Here is a 7,263-nt window from a genome sequence, read left to right as displayed (position 1 = left end):
CAGCCGTTATTCACGAGATACCAAACTTATGTCAGCCTACTTTGCAGAAGGCGATGGCATCTGACCCATCCGTTGCCGGTGGGTGCAGATCACCTTTCAAAACTGCAGTCTGATGCGCGTCATGATGTTTCGTGATAGTCATAATTGCCGGCTTACGCGTCGACAGCCAAGGACAATACAAGGCCGCTGTCCCGACGATAGGAAACACCTGCCGACACGGTGCCGACCATCTTCGCCCGTTATGCGCCCATCGCGATCAGGGATAGCGGCGCGCCCGCATATTCGAAGTGTCAACGGTTAGCCCATCGCCGTGTAATTGGCCGTTGCAAATGCAAGCACACGCCTTCCACGCGGTACAATCCCTGACAATCATGACGCACCCATTTTAGCTGTTTGATCCCGGGATTTTACGGTGCAGGCCTGATGTGAAGCGCTAGTTTTTTGTACAGCATTTGCAGATGAGCTTGTAGGGATGAGGCCCTGGAGACTCTATCGGCCGCTTGGCGAAGTTGTAGGCGGCGACGAAGTTAGCGAGATGTTGGCGCATCTGATCGCGATTCGTAGTAAAACCGCTTGCGGTGGCGTAGTTGATCGTGAGGTTCATCCGCCGCTGTCCAATGGGCGAGGTCGATCGACAAGGGGTCTTCATCGTCGCTAGTCAACCGAGCTTCGTTGCCCGGTGGCGATTCGATCAGCACGCGCCCTTAAGGGTTAGCGCTGACCGCTATGCCATCGTCGAGATGCAGTTCGGGCGGGCGATCATAGTCATAGAGGCAACAGGTAATTTCGCTATTCTGTTGAATTTCCGCCAAGGTGATGCCCGTGCCGATGGCGTGGACTGTACCTGCCGGAATGAAATAGCGGTCGCCCGGCTTAACCGGTTTCCAGTCGATCCATTGTTCCAGTGATCCGTCCTGTGCGACGGCGCGGAATTGGTCCGGGTCCATGGGCGCAGTCAGACCGATGCCCAGCGTTGCACCGGGTTCGCAGTCGAGAATGTATAAGATTTCTTCTTTGCCGCGCCTTAGCCCCCTGTCCAAGACCTGTATGTAATGGGTGCACCTGGATCGACAGCCGATCGCTGGTTAAGATATACTTGATCAGCGGGGCAGGTCGCGCCTTCGACGCTTTCGACCCAGACATCTTCGATCGATCGTCTTGCACTGGCGGCGAATATCAATGGAAGGTCGGTCCGGGCCCATGGCTTTTCAACATAATGAGTAGAAGCTTTTGCGTGAGCATCCAATCAACATCAGTTCCTATGGCGCTGGGGGCAAGCCGACGTGTCAGCCTTCGGTCAGCAGGGCGCTCAGATAGCGGCCATAGTCGGACTTCCCGAGCTTGCCGATCGCCTGTTCAAGGCCGTTGGCGTCGATGAAGCCCTGGCGGTAGGCGATTTCCTCGGGCGCGGCGATCTTGAAGCCCTGACGCTTCTCGAGGACGCGGACGAACTCGGCCGCATCAAGCAGGCTGTCGGGCGTGCCGGTGTCGAGCCAGGCATAGCCGCGGCCCATGATTTCGACATGCAGGTCGCCGCGTTCGAGATAGACGCGGTTGACGTCGGTGATCTCCAGCTCGCCGCGCGCCGAAGGCTTCATGTTGGCGGCGATATCGACGACTTGCTCGTCATAAAAATAAAGGCCCGTGACCGCCCAGTTGGATTTGGGGCTTTCCGGCTTTTCCTCGATGGTTTCGGCCTTCATGTTCGCGTCAAAGCTCACCACGCCATAGCGTTCGGGATCGTTGACATGATAGGCGAAGACGCTGGCGCCTTCCTTGCGCGACGAAGCGCTGGCAAGGATTTCGGGCAGGCCGTGGCCATGATAGATATTGTCGCCCAAAATCAGCGCCGACTGCTGGCCTGCGACGAAATCGGCGCCGATGATATAGGCCTGGGCCAGACCGTCAGGGCTGGGCTGTACAGCATATTCCAGGGTCATGCCCCAGGCCGACCCGTCGCCAAGCAGCGACTGGAAGGCGGGCAGGTCGCGCGGTGTCGAGATGATCAGCACTTCGCGGATACCCGCCAGCATCAGCGTGCTGAGCGGATAATAGATCATCGGCTTATCATAGACCGGCATGAGTTGCTTCGACGTCGACAGCGTCATGGGATAGAGGCGCGTGCCGCTGCCTCCTGCAAGAATGATACCCTTCATAGCTCAAAATTCCCCAGATAATTCAGTTGGTCGCCGGTTGCAGCCGGTCCATCACTTCGTCGAGCGAGACGCGCCAGTCGGGTAGCGTCACGCCATGCACTTTCGCGATCCGGGCGCAGTCGAGCCGCGAATTGGCGGGCCGGGTGGCGGGCGTCGGATAGTCGGCCGTGCCGATATGCCGCACCGATGCCGACGGACCACCGCGTGCCGCCGATGCCGCGAAGATCGCTTCGGCAAAATCGGCCCAGCTGCTTTCGCCCTGCGCCGTCATGTGAAAGACGCCGCGTTGCTCGGGATAGCTATCGGCTACCATATTGGTAGCCACCTGAATGATGCCATCCGCGATCGCCAGCGCACTGGTCGGATTGCCGACCTGATCGCCCACGACGCCGAGATCATCGCGGTCACCCGCAAGCCGCAGCATCGTCTTGACGAAATTGCCGCCGAACGGGCTGTAGACCCAGGCGACACGCAGCACCGCGCTGTTTTCCGGATAGGTCGAAAGCACCGCCTGCTCGCCCGCCAGCTTCGACGCGCCATAGACGCCGGTGGGACCAGTAGGGTCGCTTTCGACATAGGGGCGGTCCAGCGTCCCGTCGAACACATAGTCAGTCGAGATATGGATGAGCGGAACACCCAGCGCCTTGGCCGCCTGCGCCACCGCGCCCGCGCCCGCGCCGTTGACGGCATGGGCCAGATCGCTCTCGCTCTCTGCCTTGTCGACCGCGGTATAGGCGGCGGCCGAGACGATCGCGTCGGGCTTTGCCGCTTCCAGTGCACGGGCGATCGAGGCGGGATCGGCGAGGTCGAGGTCGGGGCGGCCGATCGCGATCACCTCATGCCCCTGCGCCGCGCCGCGTTCGATCAGGCTGGTGACGACCTGGCCTGCCGTCCCGGTGACGGCGATCCTCACGCCTTCGCTTTCTCAAGACCCAGGCGCTGGCCGTCATAGGCGTCGCGCAGGGGGCGCCACCACCATTCATTGTCGAGATACCAGCGCACCGTCTTTTCGATGCCGCTGTCGAAATTCTCCTGCGCGCGCCAGCCCAGTTCATTCTCCAGCTTGGTCGCGTCAATTGCGTAGCGGGCGTCATGGCCGGGGCGATCGGTCACATATTCAATGAGATCGACACGGGGCTTATCCGTGGGGCGCAGTTCGTCGAGCACCGCGCAGATGCGCTTGACCACATCGATATTCTTGCGCTCGTTGCGGCCGCCGACATTATAGGTTTCGCCCGGCTCGCCCTTTTCGACGATGATGTCGAGCGCGCGGGCATGATCGTCGACATAGAGCCAGTCGCGGATATTCTCGCCCTTGCCATAGACCGGCAGCTTGCGCCCTTCGAGCGCGTTGAGGATGGTGAGCGGAATGAGCTTTTCGGGAAAGTGGTACGGCCCGTAATTGTTCGAGCAGTTCGACACCACGATCGGCATCCCATAGGTGCGGTGCCACGCCTTGGCGAGGTGATCGGACGCAGCCTTCGACGCCGAATAGGGTGAGGAGGGGTCGTAGGGCGTCGTTTCCTCGAACAGCCCTTCGTCGCCCAGCGAGCCATAGACTTCGTCGGTCGAGACGTGGAGGAAGCGGAAGGCGTCTTTCGCGGCGCCTTCGAGGCCGTTCCAGTAGGCGCGGGCGGCTTCCAGCAGGGTGAAGCTGCCCACGACATTGGTCTGGATGAAATCGGCCGCACCGGTGATCGAACGATCGACATGGCTTTCGGCGGCCAGATGCATGATGCGGTCGGGCTGGAACCCGGTGATCGCTGCGTCCATTGCCGCGCGATCGCAGATATTGGCGTGCAGGAACTGGTGGCTGTTCTTGCCTTCCACTTCCTTGAGCGACGCTTCGCATCCCGCATAGGTCAGCGCGTCGATGGTGAGGACGTCATAGCCCTTTTGCAGCACCAGATAACGGACGAGGGCAGAGCCGATAAAGCCGGCGCCGCCGGTGACGATTACACGCATGGATTAGTTGCTCCAGCTGAAATAGGCAGGAAGGTCGGCCAGGAGCGGCTGTTTGCGGTCCTTGGGCGAGAGGGTTTCGGCGTCTGCGACATCGGGCCATAGAATGCCGATCGCCGGATCGTCCCAGGCAAGGCCCTTGTCGCATTCGACGCTATAATAGCCGCCCGTCACCTTGTAGCAGATGACGGTATCCGGCTCGAGCGAGCAGAAGCCGTGGGCGAAGCCCGGCGGCACCCATAGCTGCTTGCCATTGTCGGGGGTCAGCGTTTCGCCGAGCCACTGGCCGTAGGTGGGCGAGCCGGCGCGGATGTCGACCGCGACGTCGAACAGCGCGCCGGCAGTGCAGCGCACCAGTTTCCCCTGCGCATGCGGCTCGCTCTGGAAATGCAGGCCGCGGATCGTGCCGGCGCGGGCGCTGCGCGATTCATTGTCCTGCACGAAGCGATAGTCGCCGATATGTTTCGCGAACAGATCGGCCCGGAAGGTTTCGGCGAAATAGCCGCGCTCATCGCCGATATGGCGGGGCGTAAGAAGGGTTACGCCGGCGATGTCGTAGGTCTGGACGTCCATATTTTCCCCTGAAATGCGCGATTATCCTGCGATCAATTGTTGCTGTTCTGGATCACCGAAACGGCGCTGGTCACTGTCAGAATCGGCGAGAAGAGCTGGCTGATGAGCTGAACGAGCTTGCTCGGCTGATTGGCGGCCGCATTGCCAAAGTAAAGGACGTCCTTGTCCTGCATAGTGAATTTCTGCGCCAAGAAATAGGAACCCGTCTGCATCATGTTGAGATGATAGACGACCGGCACTTCCTTGCCCTGTTTATCTTGCGTGTAGCGGAACAGGAAAATGGCAGCAGGATCGCCCAGATTGGGATTGGTGCCCCCTGCGGTCGCAACCGCTTCAGCCAGCGACACCGACGAGCGCCTAAAAGGCACCTGCTCCACCCGGCCCGATGCACCGAGAATGGAATAGGTCCGCGGGTCATCCACCAGCATCAAGCGATCTCCCGGACGCATACGAACATCGAGTGCCGGATTTTCGACCATGTCGTTGATGCGGACATCCGCATGAGAGGTCCCGCGCATGATGCGCGCCATCAAATCCTTGGAATTACCCCGATAGCCACCAGCAAGCGCGATCACATCGGACAGGCTTTCACGATTGGTATGCAGCACGAGCCGGCCCGGCTTGGCTACTTCGCCGCCGATGATGATGGAATTGGTAATCGTTTCGCCCAAGGTCACAATAACCTGAGGATTTTGTGACAGGCGGCGCAGCGCATTACGGATATTCGCTTCGATCTCCCCTGTGGTCAGCCCGGCGACATGCAGCGTCCCAGCATAAGGAATGGCAATGTCGCCCTGATCGTCGATCCGGGTCGGCGGCAATTTCTGGACCTGAACACCAGGATTGTTGGTCATTTGCGCCAGCGGACTGGCATTGCTATTGCTGGCGAACAGGGTGACGCCCGCTTCGTAGATGCTAATGTCCAATATGTCGCCTGGGCCAACCATGTCGGTAGGGCTGGGCGCCTGATCGGGCAGTTGCGTCGTCGGCGGTACGATATCCGCCGTTGCGGGGATATCGGGCGCTGCAGAGATCGACACGATCTGGATAGGCGACCCGTTTTTCGGCGCGACAGCGAATTTTTCGATCTGTCGTCCGGTAGGGCCACTGGAGGGCAGTGTGGCGCAGCCCGCAAGACCTGTAAGCAGGGCCAGAAATACGCTATTCTTAACTTGCATATATAATGATCTCGAAAGGCTGCAGCTTATGAGCCAATCCCCTTAGCATCGCGATCCAAGAATGGACAATAGTTCCTCTCCCGCCGGTCGTGTCCCACCTGGTGGTTTAGGAACCGTCGATCCGCGGCAGGATCGGGTTCGGGTCAGGCAGCCAGGGCAGGCAGTCTGACAATGGGGTTTTGCGCACCGCGCCGAGTGTTTCCAGCGTCGTGTAGCGGGGTGATACTGCCCACTCAGCATTCTGTTCGAACATCAGCGCGCTGACGAGGCGCATGACTGCGGCATCGTTGGAGAAGGTGCCGATGACATCGGCCCTTTGCTTGACCTCCTTGTTCACCCTTTCCAGCGGGTTGGTTGAGGCGTTCTACGCCCAGTGGTTCTGCCGGAACGCCATGTAGGCAAGCACGTCCTCGCGTAGCTCATCGGCGACCTGCTCCCACTGCTAGGGTGCTGTTTCAGTCGTCTCCTGTGCTAAGATCGTCTTGATCTCGGCGATCACGGCGGGCTGCTGCTTTGGCGCAGCGTATGGCAGCGCATTGCGCATCGAGTGCACACGGCGGCTTCGCTGGCTCACGGCGAAAACTTTGCTTGTGGCAGTACGTAGCCCCTTGTGACCGTCTGCGATGACCAACTCCTCCTACGCAAACCGCGATCCGCCAGAAAACGCAAGAAGGCCTTCCAGAAGGGCTCCGCCTACGAAGGGCCGGTTGCGACGCCCAGAACTTCGCGGCAACCATCGGCGTTGACGCCAGCGGCGGCGATTATCGCTGCGTTCGAGACGATCCGTCCGCCCTCACGCACCTTGGAGTAGGTGGCGTCGATCCAAAATAGGGCCACTCTCCCTCGATCGGGCGGGTGAGGAAGGCGTTCGCCCGCTGGTCGATCTCGGCAACTAGGCGGTTGAGCCCCGCCTTCGCGGGGAGAGACTTTGGCTCTTCGATACGCCGCTGGCACCCATCGACTTAGGATCAAAACCCCCTCAACCTCTTGAAATTTGAGACATGTATTGATTCAAAGGGTTTCAACCGCAGCGGAGACCCTTTAAGATGTCACGTTCGTTGTTCTGGTTGTCGGATGAAGCCTGGCGAGAGATCGAACGGCACTGACCCAAGAACCAGCCTGGTGCGCGGCGGGTTGATGATCTGCGGGTGATTTCTGGTATCCTGCATGTGCGGAAATCCAGCTGTCGCTGGTGCGACTGTCCGGCAGACTATGGGCCATCGATGACGGTCTGCAATCCCTTCAACCATTGGTCGCGCCGCGGTTTTTGGGTCAAGCTGCTTGATGCTCTTTCAGAGGCGGTTGCGGTGACGAAAAGCACGGCGATCGACAGCACCTACATCAAAGCCCAGCGCTCTGCATTTGGTGGAAATGGGCGCGCCAGACACAGGCGA

At 59.9% G+C, this 7,263-nt stretch carries 6 protein-coding genes and 2 pseudogenes; 1 reads left to right on the top strand and 7 read right to left on the bottom strand.

All coding sequences use genetic code 11. The features are described from left to right. Positions 1–704: 704 nt before the first annotated feature. The 7 genes and pseudogenes from SX1_RS24705 to SX1_RS23320 all read right to left on the bottom strand — a co-directional run. Positions 705–947 carry a cupin domain-containing protein gene (locus SX1_RS24705; RefSeq protein ID WP_026150036.1) on the bottom strand — a complete coding sequence of 81 codons (243 nt, stop codon included), beginning with the start codon at positions 945–947 and terminating at the stop codon, positions 705–707. 339 nt (positions 948–1,286) lie between these two features. After that, positions 1,287–2,156: a glucose-1-phosphate thymidylyltransferase RfbA gene (gene rfbA / locus SX1_RS21435; RefSeq protein ID WP_019054747.1), complete on the bottom strand. Its 870-nt coding sequence runs from the start codon at positions 2,154–2,156 to the stop codon at positions 1,287–1,289. A gap of 22 nt (positions 2,157–2,178) precedes the next feature. After that, positions 2,179–3,069, bottom strand: a complete 891-nt coding sequence (rfbD, locus tag SX1_RS21430) for a dTDP-4-dehydrorhamnose reductase (RefSeq protein ID WP_019054746.1) — start codon at positions 3,067–3,069, stop codon at positions 2,179–2,181. Beyond that, positions 3,066–4,121 (bottom strand): dTDP-glucose 4,6-dehydratase, encoded by a 1,056-nt coding sequence (gene rfbB / locus SX1_RS21425; RefSeq protein WP_019054745.1) that lies wholly within the window; start codon positions 4,119–4,121, stop codon positions 3,066–3,068. The genes rfbD and rfbB overlap by 4 nt, the downstream gene beginning before the upstream one ends. Before the next feature lie 3 nt (positions 4,122–4,124). Next, positions 4,125–4,691, bottom strand: coding sequence for a dTDP-4-dehydrorhamnose 3,5-epimerase (rfbC, locus tag SX1_RS21420; protein WP_019054744.1), 567 nt, complete (start codon positions 4,689–4,691; stop codon positions 4,125–4,127). A gap of 32 nt (positions 4,692–4,723) precedes the next feature. Next, complete coding sequence (locus tag SX1_RS21415; protein WP_019054743.1) at positions 4,724–5,869, bottom strand: polysaccharide biosynthesis/export family protein; 1,146 nt, start codon at positions 5,867–5,869, stop codon at positions 4,724–4,726. Between the two features lie 143 nt (positions 5,870–6,012). Beyond that, positions 6,013–6,833 (bottom strand): annotated as a pseudogene (locus SX1_RS23320) (IS256 family transposase); the annotation flags it as partial. 82 nt (positions 6,834–6,915) lie between these two features. Here SX1_RS23320 and SX1_RS23620 point away from each other — a divergent pair. Then, a pseudogene (locus tag SX1_RS23620) lies at positions 6,916–7,263 on the top strand (transposase); the annotation flags it as partial.

The organism is Sphingobium xenophagum NBRC 107872 (assembly GCF_000367345.1).
Classification (GTDB): domain Bacteria; phylum Pseudomonadota; class Alphaproteobacteria; order Sphingomonadales; family Sphingomonadaceae; genus Sphingobium; species Sphingobium xenophagum.
Note: the sequence above shows the minus strand (reverse complement) of the source record. Positions and strands in the feature narration are given on the sequence as shown.